Raw genomic sequence first — 19,431 nt, 5'->3', positions numbered from 1 at the left:
GCGGAGCATGACCTCCCTCCCGCGCCCCACCACTGAACTCACCGCAGACGAGGCCCGCCGCATCGCCCTCCGGGCACAGGGCTTCCTCGGCGCCCCGGACCGCAGATCCGGCGTCCGCGGCGTCCTGCGACACCTGGGCGCGGTCCAACTCGACACCATCTCGGTCCTCGCCCGCTCCCACGAACTCATCCCGTACGCCCGCCTCGGCGCCGTGGGCCGCGCCACGGTCGACAAGGCCTACTGGTCGACGGCGGCCACCAACACCTCACCGGCCCGCCCCCACGCCTTCGAGTACTGGTCCCACGCCGCCTGCATCCTCCCCATCGAGGAGTGGCCCCACTTCGCCTTCCGCCGCCGCGCCTACCGGGCGCGCCCCCAGTGGGGCCACCAACTCCCGGACGGCGCCTACGACCGTGTCATCAAGCAGCTCCGTGCGGAGGGCCCCCTGACCGCCACGGAACTGGGCGGAGCCAAACGCACCAGCGAGTGGTGGGACTGGTCGGGCGAGAAGGTCGCCGTCGAACGCGCCCTGATGCACGGCGAGGTGGTCTGCGTGGAACGCCGCGGCTGGAAGCGGGTGTACGACCTCGCCGAGCGCGCGATCCCGGCGGACCTCCTCCACGACGAGCTGGACGACACGGAGTGCGTACGCCGTCTGGTCCGCCTGGCCGGCGAGGCCCTGGGCGTCGGCACCCGCGCGGACATCGCCGACTACCACCGTCTCAAGGGCGAGCAGTTCGACGCGGTGGTGGCCGACTCGGGCCTGGTCCCGGTGGCGGTGGAGGGCTGGGCCAAGCCCGCCTGGGCCGACCCCGCGGCCCTGGCCGCACCCCCGCGCGGCCGCCACCGCACCACGCTCCTGTCCCCGTTCGACTCCCTCATCTGGGAACGGGCCCGCACGGAACGCATCTTCGGCTTCACCCACCGCCTGGAGGCCTACGTCCCCAAACAGAAGCGGATCCACGGCTACTTCGCGATGCCGGTTCTGTCCGGCGGGCGTCTGGTGGGCCGCGTCGACCCCGCCCGCGACGGCCGCACCCTGGTCGCCAAGCAGGTGAGTCTCGACGGCCCCAAGGCCATCCCGGCGGTCGCCCAAGCCCTCCTGGAGGCCGCGACCTGGGTCGACTGCACCGACGTACGCGTGGAACGGGTGGACGCCCCGGAACTGCGCGAGCCCCTGCAGCGCGCACTCGCCTAGGGTCTAGCGGATCTCCAGGATCTTCTCCCGCATCGCGTACACCACGGCCTCCATCCTGGAGTGCAGCTGCAGCTTCTCCAGGATGTTGCGCACATGGTTCTTCACGGTGTTCTCGGAGATGAACAACTCCTTGGCGATGTCCCGGTTGTTCATCCCGGTCGCCACGAGCTTGAGCACTTCCAGTTCCCGGTCGGTCAGCCGCGGCGCCGGCACCAGGCGCCGCTCGTCCGTCCGCTGGATCATGGACTTGAACTCGGTGAGCAGCTTCGACGCCATCGAGGGACTGATCTGCGACTGCCCGTCGGCCACCGCGCGAATGGCGGTGGCCACCTCGTCCGTGGAGATCTCCTTGAGGAGATAACCGGTCGCCCCCGCCTTGATCGCGTCGTAGAGGTCGGCCTCCTCGTCGCTGATCGTCAGCATGATGATCTTCGCGCTGGGGGCCACCTCCTTGATGGAGGTGCACGCCTCGATACCGCCGCGTTTGGGCATCCGTACGTCCATCAGCACGATGTCGGGCAGCAGATCCGCGGCCTTGTCGACCGCCTCCGCCCCGTCACCGGCCTCGCCGACGACCTGGATGTCCTCCTCGGCGGCGAGCACGATCTCCAGTCCGCGGCGGAAAAGCGCGTGGTCGTCCACCACGAGAACGCGGATCGGTTCCTTGCGCGGGGAGCCCGCGGCGGATCCCATGCCGACGGAGCCTTCGTCGGCATCCTGGTCACGCATCGGTCCGAAACTGCTGTCCGCCATCGTTCCTCCCCCTGAAGGCCGTGGCCTGTCTTTCTGTGCCATCGCCAACCCAAGGCAACGGCCCGCCGGTTGGGGCCGGTTCGGCCATGATTTCATGCCCCGCCGACACCGCGGTGACAGAGCGGGCCACAAGGGGTCGCACACCGGTGCCCCTGGGGGCGCACAAGCGCTCCAGGGGCACCCGCTCAGCTGTTACCCGGCGCGGTCAGCCGCCGAGCGCGCCGCCCGCGGCGTCCGGGTGCGCCTGGGCGACCATCGGGTCCGTGCTGAGGTGGATGACGCCGTAGTCGTAGGCGTGCCGCCGGTAGACGACACTCGGTTCCTTGGTCTCGGAGTCGACGAAGAGGTAGAAGTCGTGCCCGACCAGCTCCATCTCGTAGAGAGCCTGGTCGAGGGTCATCGGGGAAGCGACGTGGGTCTTCTCGCGGACGATGAGGGGGCCTTCACCCTTCACCTCCAGCGAGCCGATCTTCTTGGTGGGTACGCCGTCCGGCTGCTCCTCGTCGGTGACGTATCCGTTGCCGTTGAGGGTGGCCACGCCGGGGACGTGGTCGGCGACCTCCGCGGCCGTGAGCCTGCGCGCGCCTCGGCGCGTGTAACGCTTGTCGTGCTGCTTGCGCAGCCGGGCTTCGAGCTTGTCCGCCGCCAGGTCGAGCGCCGCATACGGATCGCTGGCCGCTGCCTCCGCCCGGATCACCGGTCCGCGTGAGTGAAGCGTGATCTCCACCCGGTCACTGCGGTCGGCCTGTCGGGGGTTGGGCTCCTTGGACACCTCGACGTCGAGGCTGATCACCTTGCCGTCGAGCTTCTGGATCTTCTCCAGCTTCAGCTTCTCGGCCACGTGCTTGCGGAACCGCTCGGGCACCTCGGTCTTGCGGCCCTTGACGACGATGTCCACGCAGAACTCCGTTCCCGGATCGCTCCGCTCCACTGGCGGAGCATCTCCCTTGTGCACCAGGTTCCGGCAACTCCCGGAACCGCGGACTCGGTGACTTCCACCTCCTCCTCCCCCGTGGGCAAGATCTCCACCCCACCGGCGCGGGGTGATTCAGAAAACCCGCAGCACAGCATTCGGATATGTGGTGAACGGCCGGGGCCATTCCCTCACAACCGAACATATCTCGCCCGGACGGATGTCGTCACCCTCTACCGAGACGTACCTCCGTTCAGGTGAATTGACCCTCTCATTACCTGCAACGATGCAAGTCAGCGGTCAGTTCCGGTTTATTTGGAAAGAGTCGGGAGGCGCGGCGACCACCGCCGCCCGGAGCCCGTGCTCGGCGTCTTCCGAGCGGACCCTTCCCGTCACCCCTCGTGTTCGCGCCGCCTCCTTTCTCTTCGCTCCCGTTCCGCACTCCCCCGCCACCGCCACCCGCGGGTCCCTCGCCGCCCGCACCGCCCGGGCCGCCTCCGCGAGCGAGGCACCGGTCGTCATCAGGTCGTCCACCAGCACGACCGCACCACCGTCCAGCAGCCGGGCACCCCCGGCGGCCACCTCCAGGGCGCCCGCGAGGTTGTCCAGCCGTTGCCGGGAGTCCAGCCCCGACTGATCGGCCACGGCCCGCCGCTGCCGCAGCACCCCTGCCACCCGGGCCGGTGTCCCGGTGCGCCGCAGCACCCCGGCGGCCGCGAGCGCGATCCGCCGCGCCGGGTCGTGCCCCCGCGCCCGCACCGCCCGCCGCGCGGACGGCACCGGAACCAGCAGCACCGGCCCCTCACCGCCACCCGCCCGCACGGCCCCCGCCAAGGCCGTGCCGAGTGGTCCGGCGAGCGCCAGCGCACCCCGTTCCTTGTGCGCGATCAGCGCGGCTCGCACCGCGTCCTCGTACGGCGCCACGGCGTGCACCACCGGCAGCCCGGACGGCTCAGGCTCCGGTCGCACCCGACACGGCACGGCCCCGGTCAGAGCCGCGCGGCACTCAGGGCAGAGCACCGCGCGAGGCCTCCCGCAGCCTCCGCACTCGGCCGGCAGCACCAGATCCGTGAGGTCCTGCCACCACCCCCGCATGCCCACCACTGTGCCAACGCATGCGGCCCCCTGCCACCCCTGTGGACAACCACCTGTGGACAACTCACCGCAACGACAGAGGGGTTGTCACCCACACGAAGGACGGGTGCCCGAAGAAGACCGAACGCCACCCCAAAATGACCAACCACCCAAAAAACCGGCCACAGCCAAACCCACCACCGGGAGACCAGGAGGCCGGGAGAGCGGCAGGAACCAACCCAGCCAAGCCCTCCGGTCGCCCCATCGGCCGACAGTCACCGTCCTGGCCGACCCGGCCGACACCGCGCCTTCACCACCGAAGTCCCGAAGGCCCCGTGGCGAGCCCACGAACCGGCGCCGACTCCGACGAGACGAGGCACGGTCGCCCGGCCCTCACCCCGGATAGACCGGCGCCGACCCTTCCTTGACCACCGTCTGCCACTGCTGCCCCGGCGACAGCCGCACGATGCCGTCGGCCGAGTGCACGACCAGCGGCTGGCTCTCGTCCTCGGACGCGGCGATCTCGTCCACCCCGGTGAGCGCGGAGGGCCCGGCACCCGGTATCGGTGAGCCGTCGACCCGGACGTACCGCATCTGCTGCACCCCACCGGGTTCGCGCCCCACGACCACGAGCCGGCTGTCGCCGGCCCACGACATGGCGGTGACGTCCTCCAGGTCCGGCGTCACGGACCGCAGTTCGACGATCGAGACGGTGGTGCTCTCCGCGTCGGCGTCCCGCTCGATGCGCCCGATGTAGAGCGCCCGCTTGCCCTCGCTCTCCAGGATCAGCGCGATGCGCACCCCGTCGGCGGCCACCCGCACCGCCTCGATGCGCCCGTCGAGGTTGGGCGTCCGGACCTCCAGCGGCTCACCCATGCCGTCCGCCAGGACCAGCAGCCGCGGCTTCTCGGGATCGCGGTCGGCCACCCACAGGTCGCCCCGCCCGTCCCAACTGGGCGTCGTCAGCCGGTCCTTCGCGGTGGCACCGCCGCTGCGCAGCACGGGATCGCCGAGCGTGCCCCCGGCCGTCATCGGTGTCACATACAGCTCACTGCCGTCGGCCGACACTCCCGCCGCCCGGTCCTCGCCACGCGACACGGCCGCGGACCTCAGCTGCTTCTCGCCTTCACCGAGCGCCCCGGGAACGGGCGACGGCGTCGTCACCGGATCCCGATCGGACAGCCGCACGAGCTTGTGGTCACCGTCGATGAGGTACTCGTACCCCGCGCCCCCGTCGACGCCGTGCGAGGCGACCGTACTGGCGTCGTTCTCTCCGAGCGCACACAACAGGGCGCCTTTCGACCCCTGCAGCTCCACCTCGTCAACACCCGTGGGCATGTAGTCCTGGAGCGTGAACAGGAGTTGGGCCGCCATCTCCCGGCATCTGCTGTCCGAGACGCGGTCGGCCTTCCTGTTCAGGGGCACGACCAGCCTGTTCTGGTCGTCGGGCGTCAGGGCCTTCGTCCCCTTCGACAGGGCCGTACCGGACGGGAAACTCGTCCGCGCGACCGGGTTGAGCCAGCTGGTGGGGCCCTTCAGCAGGTCCCGGACCACCTGGGTCACCGGGTCGACCTGGCTGCGCACATACACCGGGTCGGCGACCGTCCCCGGCGCACCGGACTGCGCGGCGGAGGTGAAGTAGTACTTGTTGATCGACTCGTAGTTGCGCTCGAAGTCCGAGCGGCCGAGCACCACACCCTGCGGCAGCTCGTCGATGCGCCACTGCCCGGTCTCCTTCACACGCGTGAGGTGCACGGGCTTGCGGTACTGACCGCCGGTGGGCGTGTACGCGTGCTGCTCGTCGACCCGGGCGACGTTCTTCCCGGACAGCTCGAACCCGTACTCGTCGGCCTCCGGCCGCTCCCCCGTGACCCGGGTGAATGCGGTGGGCGCCTCGTCGAGGACGGTGGTCGACCGCGCCGGGTCCCAGGTCTTCAGCGCGTCACCGGTGAGGTACTTGCGGGCCGTCTCGTAGTTCAGGTCGTCGCTGGTCAGGGCCTCCAGGAAACCCTGCACGATCTCCTGCGGCTCGGCGTCCGGTGCGGGCGGCACCGCGAAGACCCGCACCTTGGCGTCCTGCCTGGGCGTGGACTCGACATCGCGCATGTCCCCGCTGTCCGGCATCGAGGCGCATCCCGCCAGCAGGACGGCACCGATGCCGACGTACGCCGTCGCCCGCATCGGACGCCCACGGCCGCGTTTCGCGCGGTCAGCGTCCACGGAAAGCCTCCCCCTGCTCGTGCCGCCGCTCCACGGCGCTCTCGGCCGGCTGCTCCTCGGCTCGGCCCTCGCGTTCCTCGCCGTCCTCGGTCCGCCGCGCGGGCACCGCCGGGGACGGGGCCGCGGACGGTGTGGCGGGCCGGGGCACCACACGCGCGCCACTGCCCGGCAGCGCCGTCGGGTCCGCCGTGGGAGCCTGTCCGGCGCCCGGCCGGGGCCCTATGGCCGACCGCCCGCCGGCATGCTCACCGGCCTGGACCGGCACCGTGGCGAGCTTGCCGCCACCGCCGAGCGGCAGACCGGCGTCGCTGAGTCCGCGGTTGCGCCGGGAGTCCTTCGGTTCCAGCGGTATCGGGGACCCGCGCAGCGGCTCGTCCGCCGTCCTCGGCAGCGTGAGCCGGAACTGGGAACCGCCGCCCGGCTCACCCCACGCCTGCAGCCAGCCCCCGTGCAGCCGCGCGTCCTCCAGGGCGATCGACAGCCCCAGACCCGTACCACCGGTGGTACGCGCGCGTGCCGGGTCCGCCCGCCAGAAGCGGCTGAACACCCGCGTCGCCTCGCCCGGTTTGAGTCCCACTCCGTAGTCGCGCACCGCGACCGCCACCGCTCCGCCGGCCGCCGCGAGCTTGACCACGACGTCCTTGCCCTCGCCGTGCTCCACGGCGTTGACCACGAGGTTGCGCAGCACCCGCTCCACCCGTCGGGCGTCGGCCTCGGCCACGACGGGCTGCTGGTCCCCCAGCACCCGTATCCGGGTCCCCTTGCGCTCGGCGAGCGGCTCGGCCCCGCTGACGACCTTCCGCACGACCTCGCGCAGATCTATCGGCTCGGCCTCCAGGGCCGCCGCACCCGCGTCGAACCGGCTGATCTCCAGCAGGTCCGCCAGCAGTGACTCGAACCGGTCCAGCTGATCGGCGAGCAGCTCGGCCGACCGGGCGGTCACGGGATCGAAGTCCACGCGCGCGTCATGGATGACGTCCGCCGCCATCCGCACCGTCGTCAGCGGCGTCCGCAGCTCGTGCGACACGTCGGAGACGAACCGCCGCTGCATCCGCGACAGGTCCTCCAACTGCTGGATCTTCAGCTGGAGGTTCTGCGCCATCTTGTTGAAGGCCTCGCCGAGCCGCGCGATGTCGTCCTCGCCGCTGACCTTCATCCGTTCCTGAAGACGCCCGGCGGACAGCCGCTCGGCGATGCCCGCCGCCATCCGCACGGGCGTGACGACCTGCCGCACCACGAGCCAGGCGATCGCCCCGAGCAGCACGACCACAAACAGCCCGGCCGTCGCCAGCGTCCCCTTGACCAGACTCAGGGACTTCTCCTCCTGAGTGAGCGGGAAGAGGTAGTACAGCTGGTACTGGTTGCTCTTGGGGTCGCTGACCTGCTTACCGATGATCAACCCCGGCTGGGGCTCCTGACCGTTGTCGTAGTGGATCCGCGTATAGCTCTGGACGGCACTGGTGCCGTCGTCGACCCGCTCACGCAGCTCCACGGGCACACTCAGGTCCCATTGCACGCCCCCGGAGGCACGCGGTGCGAGCCCCCCGGTGTCGCCGTCGGCGGAGGCGGGACTGAGCGTCACGACGTCGAACGCGCCCTGGCCGCCGCTGGAGAGCGAGTCCACCAGGGTGGTCATCCACTCGACGACGTTCTGCGACCGGTCGCCACCCGGTTCCGTGCTGTCGGTCCCCGTCGCGTCCGCGTCGCTGACCGCCTTCTGCTCGGCGACGGTGAAGCCACCAGTGGCCTGGCTCTGCGAAGCCTTGACCTTGGCATCCAACAGCCCGTTACGGACCTGCCCGATGACGACGAAGCCCAGCAGCAGCACGACGCTGAGCGACATCAGCAGGGTCGTCACCACGATCCTGAGCTGGATGTTGCGCCGCCACAGCCGCATCACGGGCAGCAGCGGTCGACGCACCCAACGCATGAACAGCCTCAGGACCGGGCTGCCCTGGACCCCGCCCTGCAGCAACCCGCCATCGAGGAGACGCCCCCAGCGGGAACCCGACTTCCGGCCGACAGGCCGCTCCGCGCGGGTCCCCGGCTGGCCGGGCGCCGAAGCGGCACTGTCACCGGACATGTCAGCTGGGCCCTGCCTTGTATCCGACACCACGGACGGTCACCACGATCTCCGGCCGCTCCGGGTCCTTCTCGACCTTGGAACGCAGCCGCTGCACGTGAACATTCACCAGCCGGGTGTCCGCCGCGTGGCGGTACCCCCAGACCTGCTCCAGCAGGACCTCACGGGTGAACACCTGCCACGGCTTGCGCGCCAGCGCGACCAGCAGATCGAACTCCAGCGGCGTCAGCGCGATGGACTGCCCCTCGCGCTTCACGGAGTGCCCGGCCACATCGATGACCAGGTCACCGATGGCGAGCTGCTCCGGCGCCGGCTCCTCCGACCTCCGCAGCCGGGCCCGGATCCGGGCGACCAGCTCCTTCGGCTTGAAGGGCTTCACGATGTAGTCGTCCGCGCCCGACTCCAGGCCCACGACCACATCGACGGTGTCGCTCTTGGCCGTGAGCATCACGATCGGCACCCCGGACTCCGCCCTGATCAGACGGCACACCTCGATTCCGTCCCGGCCCGGCAGCATCAGATCCAGCAGCACCAGGTCCGGTTTCGCCTCACGGAACGCGGCCAGCGCCTTGTCGCCGTCGGCTACGAAAGACGGCTCAAAACCTTCACCACGCAACACAATGCCGAGCATCTCGGCCAGTGCGGTGTCGTCGTCGACGACAAGGACTCGTCCCTTCATGAATGCCATCATCCCATTAACTAAATCGTTACCTGGCGTGACCTGTCACACAGCCCTGCCAGCGCCTCACCGGTCACTGGCGAAACAACCCCCTCCTCGGTGACGATCGCCGTCACCAACTCGGGCGGCGTCACATCGAACGCCGGGTTGTACGCCTGGGTCCCCAGGGGTGCCACCGCGATCCCACCTCCCGCTTCCGCTCCCACCACCGGCACCTGCGGCGCCGTGATCTCCGTCACCTCATGACCCGCACGCTGCTCCACCTCGATGGACGCCCCGTCCGGGGTGCCCGGATCCACCGTCGTCACCGGCGCCACCACGATGAACGGCACATGGTGGTACCGGGCGAGCACCGCGAGCGGATAGGTCCCGACCTTGTTCGCCACCGAACCGTCGGCGGCGATCCGGTCGGCACCCACCAGCACCGCGTCCACCTCACCCGCGGCGAACAACGAGCCCGCGGCATTGTCCGTGAGCAAGGTGTACGCCATTCCGCTGCGCGCCGCCTCATAAGCGGTCAGCCGGGCGCCCTGCAGCAACGGCCGCGTCTCGTCCACCCACAGCCGCCGCAGCCGCCCCACCCGGTGCGCCGCGAGCGCCACCGCGAACGCCGTGCCCTCACCACCCGAGACCAGCGCCCCGGTGTTGCAGTGCGTGAGCACCCGGTGCCCACCGCCCGGCAGCAGCTCGTCGAGCAGCGCCAGCCCGTGCGCGGCCATACGGGTACTGGCCTCGGCGTCCTCCCGGTGCAGCGCCCGCGCCGCGGCGAGCGCCGCCTCCGCGGCCTGCTTCTGGTCCCCCGTGCGACCGAGCTCGGCCCGGTGCGCGGCCCGCGCCCGTCGCACGCCGACCGCGAGGTTCACCGCGGTGGGCCGGGCGCCCTCCAGCGCGTCGGCGGCGTCCTCCACGTCGAAGCCCCGCGCGGCGGCGAGCGCGACGCCGTAGGCCCCGGCGATCCCCAGCAGCGGCGCCCCGCGGACGGCGAGCGAACGGATCGCCTCCACCAGCGCCGGCGCGTCCGTGCAGACCAGCTCGACCTCCTCGACCGGCAGTCTCGTCTGGTCGAGAAGGACCAGGACGGGACCTTCGGGTGGCTCGTCCCAACGGATCGCCGGTATCCCGGTCGGCCGGATGTCGTCGCCGGATCGCGCGTACTGATCAGCCATGCGGTCAGTCTGCCCCGTATCCGTCGGACAATTGAAGGTGCGCAGCCGATACGGCCCCCGGTCACTTCCCGGACACCGCGTGGCACGATGGGCGCCAACCTGCCGCCGCGACCGCGGACGGGCACCATGAAGGAGCGACGATGAAGGACACTCCGGGCTGGGCCTCGCCCGGATCCGCCCCCTCGGGCGGCGAGCAGCCGGACCAGCAGGACTCCGCACAGCCGACGGACCCGACCGGCACCGCCCAGGCGCAGCCGACGGACCAGCCCGGCACGGACCAGGCGCAGCCACCGTCCAAGTGGTCCAAGGCCCAGCCGCCGCCCGCCCAGTGGTCCGCTCCGAACCCGCAGGCCCCCGGCCAGACCTCGCCACCGCCCCCGCCCGTCCCGGGCTGGGGCGGCCAGCCCGGCCCCCAGCACCCCGCTCCCGGCGGCTACGGCCCGCCCGGCGGCCCCGGAGCCCCCGGTGGCCACCCCGGATACGGCGCCCCCGGCCCCGGCTACGGCACTCCCGGCTGGGGCGGCGGCTGGGGAGGCCCCCCACCCGCCGCGAAGCCCGGTGTGATCCCGCTGCGCCCGCTCGGCATCGGCGAGATCCTCGACGGCGCCGTCTCCACCATGCGCACGCACTGGCGCACGGTCCTCGGCATCTCCCTGGCCGTCGCGGTCGTCACCCAGATCGGGGTCATCCTGCTCCAGGGCCTCGTCCTCAACGACACCGCGAGCATGGACGCCCTCAACGACCCGACCGCCACCCCCGGCGAACTGGGCCGCGCCCTGGGCGACACCCTGCTGAGCACCTCCGTCGTCATGGTGATCTCCCTGCTGGGCACCATCATCGCGACGGCTCTGCTCACGACCGTGACCAGCCGCGCCGTCCTCGGCAAGTCGGTCACGACCGCCGAGGCCTGGCGGGACGCCCGCCCGCAGCTCCTGCGCCTGGGCGGCCTGACCGTCCTGCTCCTCGTGATCGCCGGTCTGATCATGACCGTGGGCATCACACCCGGCGTCCTGCTCGCCGCGGGCGGCTCCACCGGAGCCGGCGTGCTCCTCGCCCTCCTCGGCGGCCTCGGCGCCTTCGTGCTCACCGTGTGGCTGATGATCCGCTTCTCCCTCGCCTCTCCCGCCCTGATGCTGGAGAAGCAGGGAGTCCGCAAGTCGATGAGCCGCTCCGCCAAGCTCGTGCGCGGCTCGTGGTGGCGCGTCCTCGGCATCCAGCTGCTCGCCGCGATCATCGCCTACGTCGTCGCATCGATCGTCGTGATCCCCTTCTCCTTCGCGGGCGCGGCCCTCGACGGCGACGGCATCTCCGGCCTCCTCGCCACCGGCGGCACCGCTCTGGGCTGGACCTACCTCGTCATCAGCGGCGTCGGCGCGGTGATCGGCTCCACGCTCACCTTCCCGATCAGCGCCGGTGTCACCGTGCTCCTCTACATCGACCAGCGCATCCGCCGCGAGGCTCTCGACCTCGAACTGGGCCGCGCCGCCGGCCTCCAGGGCTACGGCGACGTTCCGGGCGCCACCCCGGGGAGCTGATGGGGTGACACGGTCGGGGGGAGCACTGACAGCCGTACCGATGTCGTGGCTCACGGCGGACGAGCCGCCCATCACCCTCCCGCGCGATCCCGCGCGGGAGGCGGCCCGACGCGAGCTGTCCAAGGGCATGTACCACCAGAACGACCCCAGCTGGTACGAGCGCGCCCTGGACGCCTTCTGGGACTGGCTCGACAAGGTGTTCGGTGCCGCCTCGACCGCCACACCCGGCGGCACACTCGGCCTCGTCGTCATCGTCCTGGCCGTCCTCGCCCTCCTCGGAGCACTGTGGTGGCGCCTCGGCACCCCGCGCCGCGCCCCCGCCTCCTCCGCCGTGCTCTTCGACGACCGGCCGCGCAGCGCCGCGGAACATCGCGCCGCCGCCGAGGCACAGGCCGCCCAGGGCCACTGGAACCAGGCCGTCCAGGAACGCATGCGCGCCGTCGTCCGCTCCCTGGAGGAACGCGCCCTGCTCGACGTACGCCCGGGCCGCACCGCCGACGAGGCGGCCTCCGAGGCGGGCTCGGTGCTCCCCGCCCACGCGGACCGACTGCACACCGCCGCCCGGGACTTCGACGACGTCACGTACGGCGGCCGATCCGCCGCCGAAGGAACGTACCGCCGCCTCGCCGACCTCGACACCGACCTGGAGCGCACCAGGCCCGCCCCGGCGCACAGCACCCCCGGCGCCACGAGCACGGCCCGGAACACCCACCCGGGAGCCGCCGAATGACCACCGGGACCACGGCCCCCTCCACCTCGGTCTCGCCCACGGCCCGTCAGGTGTGGACCCGCGCGCGCGGTGTCGTCCTCGCGGCGGTCGTCCTCCTGGCGGCCGCCGCCGTGATCGCCGTGATCCGCTCCGGCGCGGAACACGGCCGCCTGGACCCCCGCTCCGCCGACACCGACGGCAGCCGAGCCGTCGCCGAACTCCTGGACGACCGGGGCGTGTCCACCCGACTGGTCACGACCCTCGACGAGGCACGCGCCGCCGCCGGCCCCGACACCACCCTCCTGGTCGCCGTCCCCGACCTGCTCACCGAATCGCAGCAGCGCCGCCTGCGCGAGGCGACCGAGGCCTCCGGCGGCCGCACGATCCTCGTCGCCCCCGGCCCGCCGTCCGTGCACACCCTCGCCCCCGGAGTCACCGCCGACGCGGCCCTCAGCCTCGACTCCACCCTCACGCCCCGCTGCGAACTGCCCGCCGCCCGCCGCGCGGGCAGCGCCGACACCGGCGGGCTCCGCTACCACGTCACCGCGCGAGCCGCCGACACCTGCTACCCCGAGGTCGGCCTGCCCACCCTGGTACGCGTCCCGGCGGCCGAGGGAGACGGTGACACCATCGTCCTCGGCGCCCCCGACATCCTCCTCAACAGCAGCCTCGACGAGCAGGGCAACGCCTCCCTCGCCCTCCAACTCCTCGGCTCGCGCCCCCATGTGATCTGGTACCTCCCCTCGCTCTCCGACGACTCGGCCCCCGACGCGGGCAACCGCAGCTTCTTCGACCTGCTCCCCTCGGGCTGGTTCTGGGGCACCCTGCAGCTCTTCGTCGCCGGAGTGCTCGCCGCCCTCTGGCGGGCACGCCGACTGGGCCCCCTGGTGCCCGAGAAACTCCCCGTCGCGATCCGCGCCTCCGAGACCGTCGAAGGCCGCGCCCGCCTCTACCGCAAGGCCAACGCCCGCGACCGCGCGGCCGCCGCTCTTCGCTCCACCACCCGCACGCGCCTCGCCCCCCTCGTAGGTGTCCCTGTCTCCCGGGCCCACACGCCCGAGGCCCTGCTCCCCGCCCTGTCCACGCACCTCCACGGCGACGGACAGCGCCTGCACACCCTCCTCTTCGGCCCGCCACCCGGCGACGACAAGGCCCTCATCGCCCTGACCGACCAACTCGACGCCCTCGAAAGAGAGGTACGCCGTTCATGATGGACCCGACCACTGACAACGCCGGGACCACCGGGGACCCGGGCACCGCCCGTGCCTCCCTGGAGGCCCTGCGCGCCGAGATCGCCAAAGCCGTGGTCGGCCAGGACCCCGCCGTGACCGGTCTCGTCGTCGCCCTCCTCTGCCGCGGACACGTCCTGCTGGAAGGAGTCCCCGGGGTGGCCAAGACATTGCTCGTGCGGGCTCTCGCAGCCGCGCTCGATCTCGACACCAAGCGCGTCCAGTTCACCCCGGACCTGATGCCGAGCGACGTCACCGGCTCCCTCGTCTACGACACCCGCACCGCCGAGTTCTCCTTCCAGCCCGGCCCGGTCTTCACCAACCTCCTCCTCGCGGACGAGATCAACCGCACCCCGCCGAAGACCCAGTCCTCCCTGCTGGAGGCCATGGAGGAACGCCAGGTCACGGTCGACGGCACACCCCGCCTGCTCCCGGACCCGTTCCTGGTCGCCGCGACCCAGAACCCCGTCGAGTACGAGGGCACCTATCCCCTCCCCGAAGCCCAACTGGACCGTTTTCTCCTCAAACTGACGGTCCCCCTCCCGTCCCGGCAGGACGAGATCGACGTCCTCACCCGGCACGCCGAGGGCTTCAACCCCCGCGACCTGCGCGCCGCCGGCGTACGCCCCGTCGCGAACGCGGCCGACCTCGAAGCCGCCCGCGCCGCCGTTGCCAAGACGACGATCTCCCCCGAGATCACCGCCTACGTGGTGGACATCTGCCGCGCCACCCGCGAATCCCCGTCCCTCACCCTCGGCGTGTCCCCCCGAGGCGCCACTGCTCTCCTCGCGGCGTCCCGCGCCTGGGCCTGGCTGACGGGCCGCGACTACGTCATCCCCGACGACGTGAAGGCGCTCGCGCTCCCGACCCTGCGCCACCGCGTCCAACTCCGCCCCGAGGCCGAGATGGAGGGCGTGACGGCCGACTCGGTCATCAACGCGATCCTCGCCCACGTCCCCGTGCCCCGCTGATGGCCCCCACCGGACGTGCCGCGCTCCTCGCGGCCCTCGGCACCCTCCCCGTCGGCATCTGGGAACCCAGCTGGACGGGCATCCTGGCCGTTAACGCCCCGCTGGCCCTGGCCTGCGCCTGCGACTACGCCCTGGCCGCACCCGTGCGCCGCCTGGGCCTCCTGCGCTCCGGCGACACCTCCGCACGCCTGGGCGAGACCGCGGACGTCACCCTCACGGTCACCAATCCCTCCGGCCGGCCCCTGCGCGCCCACCTCCGCGACGCCTGGCCCCCCAGCAGCTGGCTCCCCGGCACCGAGGTGGCCGCGTCCCGCCATCGCCTCACGATCCCCCCGGGCGAGCGCCGTCGCGTCACCACCCGCCTGCGCCCCACTCGACGGGGAGACCGCCAGGCGGACAGGGTCACGATCCGCTCGTACGGCCCCCTCGGCCTCTTCGCCCGCCAGGGCAGCCACCGAGCGCCCTGGACCGTACGGGTGCTGCCCCCGTTCACCAGCCGCAAGCACCTGCCGTCCAAACTGGCCCGCCTGCGCGAACTGGACGGCCGCACCAGCGTCCTGACCCGAGGCGAGGGCACGGAGTTCGACAGCCTCCGCGAGTACATCCCCGGCGACGACACCCGCTCCATCGACTGGCGCGCCACAGCCCGACAGTCATCGGTGGCCGTACGCACCTGGCGTCCCGAACGCGACCGCCACATCCTGCTCGTCCTGGACACCGGCCGAACCTCGGCGGCTCGTGTGGGCGACGCCCCCCGCCTCGACGCCTCCCTGGACGCGGCCCTGCTCCTGGCCGCGCTCGCCTCCCGGGCCGGCGACCGCGTGGACCTGCTGGCCTACGACCGTCGCGTACGCGCCCTCGTCCAGGGCCGCACAGCGGGAGACGTCCTTCCGTCCCTGGTCAACGCCATGGCTCTGCTGGAACCCGAACTCGTCGAAACGGACGCCCGGGGCCTCACCGCCACCGCGCTCCGTACGGCACCCCGCCGAGCCCTGATCGTCCTCCTCACCACCCTCGACGCGGCCCCTGTCGAACAGGGCCTCCTCCCCGTCCTGTCCCGCCTCACCCAACGCCATACGGTCGTGGTGGCCTCCGTGGCCGATCCGCACATCGCCCGCATGGCGAACTCCCGAGGCACCACGGATGCGGTCTACGAGGCCGCCGCGGCCGCCCAGGCCCAAGCGGACCGCCACCGCACCGCCGATCAACTGCGTCGCCACGGCGTCACGGTCGTCGATGCGACCCCGGACAACCTGCCGCCGGCTCTGGCAGACGCCTACCTGTCATTGAAGGCAGCCGGGCGCCTCTAGCTCCCATTCCCGTTCATTCCCACGGGAGAGGGAATCCCGGAAAGGGCCCGTAAATGCAGAAAGCCCCCGCCGGTCACCCGGCAGGGGCTTTCTCAAAAATTGTTCGGCGGCGTCCTACTCTCCCACAGGGTCCCCCCTGCAGTACCATCGGCGCTGTAAGGCTTAGCTTCCGGGTTCGGAATGTAACCGGGCGTTTCCCTCACGCTATGACCACCGAAACACTATGAAACTGTGAATACCGCACCATCCCTCGTGACCATGAGGCATGGGGTTGTTCGTGGTTTCAGAACCAACACAGTGGACGCGAGCAACTGAGGACAAGCCCTCGGCCTATTAGTACCAGTCAACTCCACCCGTTACCAGGCTTCCATATCTGGCCTATCAACCCAGTCGTCTACTGGGAGCCTTACCCCATCAAGTGGGTGGGAATACTCATCTCGAAGCAGGCTTCCCGCTTAGATGCTTTCAGCGGTTATCCCTCCCGAACGTAGCCAACCAGCCATGCCCTTGGCAGAACAACTGGCACACCAGAGGTTCGTCCGTCCCGGTCCTCTCGTACTAGGGACAGCCCTTCTCAATATTCCTGCGCGCGCAGCGGATAGGGACCGAACTGTCTCACGACGTTCTAAACCCAGCTCGCGTACCGCTTTAATGGGCGAACAGCCCAACCCTTGGGACCGACTCCAGCCCCAGGATGCGACGAGCCGACATCGAGGTGCCAAACCATCCCGTCGATATGGACTCTTGGGGAAGATCAGCCTGTTATCCCCGGGGTACCTTTTATCCGTTGAGCGACGGCGCTTCCACAAGCCACCGCCGGATCACTAGTCCCGACTTTCGTCCCTGCTCGACCCGTCGGTCTCACAGTCAAGCTCCCTTGTGCACTTACACTCACCACCTGATTGCCAACCAGGCTGAGGGAACCTTTGGGCGCCTCCGTTACCCTTTGGGAGGCAACCGCCCCAGTTAAACTACCCATCAGACACTGTCCCCGATCCGGATCACGGACCCGGGTTAGACATCCAGCACGACCAGACTGGTATTTCAACGACGACTCCACCCGAACTGGCGTCCGAGCTTCACAGTCTCCCAGCTATCCTACACAAGCCGAACCGAACACCAATATCAAACTGTAGTAAAGGTCCCGGGGTCTTTCCGTCCTGCTGCGCGAAACGAGCATCTTTACTCGTAGTGCAATTTCACCGGGCCTATGGTTGAGACAGTCGAGAAGTCGTTACGCCATTCGTGCAGGTCGGAACTTACCCGACAAGGAATTTCGCTACCTTAGGATGGTTATAGTTACCACCGCCGTTTACTGGCGCTTAAGTTCTCAGCTTCGCCACCCCGAAGAGTGACTAACCGGTCCCCTTAACGTTCCAGCACCGGGCAGGCGTCAGTCCGTATACATCGCCTTACGGCTTCGCACGGACCTGTGTTTTTAGTAAACAGTCGCTTCTCGCTGGTCTCTGCGGCCACCCCCAGCTCACCGAGTAAATCGGATCACCAGGTGTGGCCCCCCTTCTCCCGAAGTTACGGGGGCATTTTGCCGAGTTCCTTAACCATAGTTCACCCGAACGCCTCGGTATTCTCTACCAGACCACCTGAGTCGGTTTAGGGTACGGGCCGCCATGAAACTCGCTAGAGGCTTTTCTCGACAGCATAGGATCATCCACTTCACCACAATCGGCTCGGCATCAGGTCTCAGACTTAATGGCGTGCGGATTTACCTACACACCGTCCTACACCCTTACCCCGGGACAACCACCGCCCGGGATGGACTACCTTCCTGCGTCACCCCATCACTCACCTACTGCAAGTCTGGTTCGTCGGCTCCACCACTCCCCTTCACCCGAAGGATCCGGGGCGGCTTCACGGACTTAGCATCGCCTGGTTCAATGTTTGACGCTTCACAGCGGGTACCGGAATATCAACCGGTTATCCATCGACTACGCCTGTCGGCCTCGCCTTAGGTCCCGACTTACCCTGGGCAGATCAGCTTGACCCAGGAACCCTTGGTCAATCGGCGCAAACGTTTCTCACGTTTGTATCGCTACTCATGCCTGCATTCTCACTCGTGAACCGTCCACAACTCGCTTCCGCGGCTGCTTCACCCGGCACACGACGCTCCCCTACCCATCCCAGCGGGCGTTGGCCCTCATGCTGGAATGACACGACTTCGGCGGTACGCTTGAGCCCCGCTACATTGTCGGCGCGGAATCACTAGACCAGTGAGCTATTACGCACTCTTTCAAGGGTGGCTGCTTCTAAGCCAACCTCCTGGTTGTCTCTGCGACTCCACATCCTTTCCCACTTAGCGTACGCTTAGGGGCCTTAGTCGATGCTCTGGGCTGTTTCCCTCTCGACCATGGAGCTTATCCCCCACAGTCTCACTGCCGCGCTCTCACTTACCGGCATTCGGAGTTTGGCTAAGGTCAGTAACCCGGTAGGGCCCATCGCCTATCCAGTGCTCTACCTCCGGCAAGAAACACACGACGCTGCACCTAAATGCATTTCGGGGAGAACCAGCTATCACGGAGTTTGATTGGCCTTTCACCCCTAACCACAGGTCATCCCCCAGGTTTTCAACCCTGGTGGGTTCGGTCCTCCACGAAGTCTTACCTCCGCTTCAACCTGCCCATGGCTAGATCACTCCGCTTCGGGTCTTGAGCGTGCTACTAAAACCGCCCTGTTCGGACTCGCTTTCGCTACGGCTACCCCACCCGGGTTAACCTCGCAACACACCGCAAACTCGCAGGCTCATTCTTCAAAAGGCACGCAGTCACGAGACACCAAGCAAGCTTGATGTCCGACGCTCCCACGGCTTGTAGGCACACGGTTTCAGGTACTATTTCACTCCGCTCCCGCGGTACTTTTCACCATTCCCTCACGGTACTATCCGCTATCGGTCACCAGGGAATATTTAGGCTTAGCGGGTGGTCCCGCCAGATTCACACGGGATTTCTCGGGCCCCGTGCTACTTGGGTGTCTCTCAAACGAGCCGTTGACGTTTCAGCTACGGGGGTCTTACCCTCTACGCCGGACCTTTCGCATGTCCTTCGCCTACATCAACGGTTTCTGACTCGTCCTGTTGCCGGCAGACAACAGAAGAGAGATCCCACAACCCCGTATACGCAACCCCTGCCGGGTCTCACACGCATACGGTTTGGCCTCATCCAGTTTCGCTCGCCACTACTCCCGGAATCACGGTTGTTTTCTCTTCCTGCGGGTACTGAGATGTTTCACTTCCCCGCGTTCCCTCCACACTGCCTATGTGTTCAGCAGCGGGTGACAGCCCATGACGACTGCCGGGTTTCCCCATTCGGACACCCCCGGATCAAAGCCTGGTTGACGACTCCCCGGGGCCTATCGTGGCCTCCCACGTCCTTCATCGGTTCCTGGTGCCAAGGCATCCACCGTGCGCCCTTAAAAACTTGGCCACAGATGCTCGCGTCCACTGTGCAGTTCTCAAACAACGACCAACCACCCATCACCCCGAACCAGCGGTTCGAGTGCACTGGGGCCGGCACTGAAGGAAGTTCATTCCCTCAGACACCCAACAGCGTGCCCGACCGGGTCCCGTCCGGAGATCAT

The 19,431-nt window shown here is 69.3% G+C and carries 13 protein-coding genes and 2 rRNA genes; 6 read left to right on the top strand and 9 right to left on the bottom strand.

The features are described from left to right. Positions 1-7: 7 nt before the first annotated feature. The gene (locus ACZ9QC_RS25840) at positions 8-1,198 is read left to right on the top strand and encodes a winged helix-turn-helix domain-containing protein (RefSeq protein ID WP_472915291.1); all 1,191 of its coding nucleotides are present in this window, start codon (positions 8-10) and stop codon (positions 1,196-1,198) included. Positions 1,199-1,201: 3 nt separating this feature from the next. Here ACZ9QC_RS25840 and ACZ9QC_RS25835 read toward each other — a convergent pair whose 3' ends face one another. The 7 genes from ACZ9QC_RS25835 to mtnA all read right to left on the bottom strand — a co-directional run bounded on the left by ACZ9QC_RS25835 (position 1,202) and on the right by mtnA (position 10,086). Next, positions 1,202-1,951 carry a response regulator gene (locus ACZ9QC_RS25835; RefSeq protein WP_184893352.1) on the bottom strand — a complete coding sequence of 250 codons (750 nt, stop codon included), beginning with the start codon at positions 1,949-1,951 and terminating at the stop codon, positions 1,202-1,204. Between the two features lie 205 nt (positions 1,952-2,156). Further along, positions 2,157-2,849, bottom strand: coding sequence for a ribosome hibernation-promoting factor, HPF/YfiA family (gene hpf, locus ACZ9QC_RS25830; protein WP_472915290.1), 693 nt, complete (start codon positions 2,847-2,849; stop codon positions 2,157-2,159). Positions 2,850-3,164: 315 nt separating this feature from the next. Further along, on the bottom strand, positions 3,165-3,959 hold the full coding sequence (locus tag ACZ9QC_RS25825; protein ID WP_472915289.1) for a ComF family protein: 795 nt from the start codon (positions 3,957-3,959) through the stop codon (positions 3,165-3,167). Between the two features lie 372 nt (positions 3,960-4,331). Then, entirely contained in the window at positions 4,332-6,119 is a 1,788-nt protein-coding gene (locus ACZ9QC_RS25820; protein ID WP_472921811.1) for an LpqB family beta-propeller domain-containing protein, read from the bottom strand. A 28-nt stretch (positions 6,120-6,147) separates the two neighbouring features. After that, on the bottom strand, positions 6,148-8,241 hold the full coding sequence (gene mtrB, locus ACZ9QC_RS25815; protein WP_472915288.1) for an MtrAB system histidine kinase MtrB: 2,094 nt from the start codon (positions 8,239-8,241) through the stop codon (positions 6,148-6,150). Position 8,242: 1 nt separating this feature from the next. Next, positions 8,243-8,932 (bottom strand): two-component system response regulator MtrA, encoded by a 690-nt coding sequence (gene mtrA / locus ACZ9QC_RS25810; protein WP_189823911.1) that lies wholly within the window; start codon positions 8,930-8,932, stop codon positions 8,243-8,245. 8 nt (positions 8,933-8,940) lie between these two features. Continuing rightward, complete coding sequence (gene mtnA / locus ACZ9QC_RS25805; RefSeq protein ID WP_472915287.1) at positions 8,941-10,086, bottom strand: S-methyl-5-thioribose-1-phosphate isomerase; 1,146 nt, start codon at positions 10,084-10,086, stop codon at positions 8,941-8,943. 140 nt (positions 10,087-10,226) lie between these two features. Between mtnA and ACZ9QC_RS25800 the strand changes: the two genes are divergently transcribed. Genes ACZ9QC_RS25800 through ACZ9QC_RS25780 form a run of 5 tightly spaced genes read left to right on the top strand, consistent with a single transcriptional unit; the run spans position 10,227 to position 15,840 of the window. Next, positions 10,227-11,621 (top strand): DUF7847 domain-containing protein, encoded by a 1,395-nt coding sequence (locus ACZ9QC_RS25800; RefSeq protein ID WP_472915286.1) that lies wholly within the window; start codon positions 10,227-10,229, stop codon positions 11,619-11,621. A gap of 40 nt (positions 11,622-11,661) precedes the next feature. Further along, the gene (locus tag ACZ9QC_RS25795) at positions 11,662-12,351 is read left to right on the top strand and encodes a DUF4129 domain-containing protein (protein ID WP_472915285.1); all 690 of its coding nucleotides are present in this window, start codon (positions 11,662-11,664) and stop codon (positions 12,349-12,351) included. Next, on the top strand, positions 12,348-13,541 hold the full coding sequence (locus ACZ9QC_RS25790) for a DUF4350 domain-containing protein (RefSeq protein WP_472915284.1): 1,194 nt from the start codon (positions 12,348-12,350) through the stop codon (positions 13,539-13,541). The genes ACZ9QC_RS25795 and ACZ9QC_RS25790 overlap by 4 nt, the downstream gene beginning before the upstream one ends. Further along, complete coding sequence (locus tag ACZ9QC_RS25785; RefSeq protein WP_472921810.1) at positions 13,541-14,530, top strand: AAA family ATPase; 990 nt, start codon at positions 13,541-13,543, stop codon at positions 14,528-14,530. The genes ACZ9QC_RS25790 and ACZ9QC_RS25785 overlap by 1 nt, the downstream gene beginning before the upstream one ends. Next, a complete protein-coding gene (locus ACZ9QC_RS25780) occupies positions 14,530-15,840 on the top strand; it encodes a DUF58 domain-containing protein (protein WP_472915283.1) in 1,311 nt (436 codons plus the stop codon). The genes ACZ9QC_RS25785 and ACZ9QC_RS25780 overlap by 1 nt, the downstream gene beginning before the upstream one ends. 101 nt (positions 15,841-15,941) lie before the next feature. Here ACZ9QC_RS25780 and rrf read toward each other — a convergent pair. After that, positions 15,942-16,058, bottom strand: a 5S ribosomal RNA gene (rrf, locus tag ACZ9QC_RS25775). 95 nt (positions 16,059-16,153) lie between these two features. Then, positions 16,154-19,277: ribosomal RNA gene (locus tag ACZ9QC_RS25770) — 23S ribosomal RNA — on the bottom strand. Positions 19,278-19,431: the final 154 nt, after the last annotated feature.

The organism is Streptomyces sp. HUAS MS02 (assembly GCF_055702265.1).
This window is presented reverse-complemented; position numbering and strand designations above follow the sequence as displayed.

Coding starts and splice junctions, on each gene's coding strand:
- ACZ9QC_RS25840 (WP_472915291.1), top strand. CDS start 8: ATGACCTCCCTCCCGCGCCCCACCACTGAACTCACCGCAGACGAGGCC.
- ACZ9QC_RS25835 (WP_184893352.1), bottom strand. CDS start 1,951: ATGGCGGACAGCAGTTTCGGACCGATGCGTGACCAGGATGCCGACGAA.
- ACZ9QC_RS25825 (WP_472915289.1), bottom strand. CDS start 3,959: ATGCGGGGGTGGTGGCAGGACCTCACGGATCTGGTGCTGCCGGCCGAG.
- ACZ9QC_RS25820 (WP_472921811.1), bottom strand. CDS start 6,119: ATGCGGGCGACGGCGTACGTCGGCATCGGTGCCGTCCTGCTGGCGGGA.
- mtrB (WP_472915288.1), bottom strand. CDS start 8,241: ATGTCCGGTGACAGTGCCGCTTCGGCGCCCGGCCAGCCGGGGACCCGC.
- mtrA (WP_189823911.1), bottom strand. CDS start 8,932: ATGATGGCATTCATGAAGGGACGAGTCCTTGTCGTCGACGACGACACC.
- mtnA (WP_472915287.1), bottom strand. CDS start 10,086: ATGGCTGATCAGTACGCGCGATCCGGCGACGACATCCGGCCGACCGGG.
- ACZ9QC_RS25800 (WP_472915286.1), top strand. CDS start 10,227: ATGAAGGACACTCCGGGCTGGGCCTCGCCCGGATCCGCCCCCTCGGGC.
- ACZ9QC_RS25795 (WP_472915285.1), top strand. CDS start 11,662: ATGTCGTGGCTCACGGCGGACGAGCCGCCCATCACCCTCCCGCGCGAT.
- ACZ9QC_RS25790 (WP_472915284.1), top strand. CDS start 12,348: ATGACCACCGGGACCACGGCCCCCTCCACCTCGGTCTCGCCCACGGCC.
- ACZ9QC_RS25785 (WP_472921810.1), top strand. CDS start 13,541: ATGGACCCGACCACTGACAACGCCGGGACCACCGGGGACCCGGGCACC.
- ACZ9QC_RS25780 (WP_472915283.1), top strand. CDS start 14,530: ATGGCCCCCACCGGACGTGCCGCGCTCCTCGCGGCCCTCGGCACCCTC.